Raw genomic sequence first — 268 nt, forward strand, 5'->3', positions numbered from 1 at the left:
GCAGCTGATTGGACTTTCAAAGAGTTTCCTATCACGCAGTACTTCACGCTTTAAGGTGGCGTTAAAGGATTCTGCTAAGGCGTTATCAGCACTCGTTCCCACTGCTCCCATGGATTGACGCACATCAAGCTGGGCGCAGTGGTCCCCAAACGCCTGTGAGGTGTACACACTGCCATGATCAGAATGGAAAGTTGCCCCTTTAAGGCTTCCGCGGACCTTTCTGGCATGAGACAAAGCCTCGATAACCAGCGATACCCGCATGTGATCC

Annotated in this window: 1 protein-coding gene; it reads right to left on the bottom strand. The window is 51.9% G+C overall.

Features of this window, described 5'->3' with window-relative positions; translation table 11 throughout:
- The coding region (locus QP908_RS11810; protein ID WP_284772370.1) for a DDE-type integrase/transposase/recombinase at window positions 1-268 on the bottom strand (268 nt) is incomplete at both ends.

Source organism: Corynebacterium sp. MSK204 (assembly GCF_030229885.1).
Taxonomy (GTDB): domain Bacteria; phylum Actinomycetota; class Actinomycetes; order Mycobacteriales; family Mycobacteriaceae; genus Corynebacterium.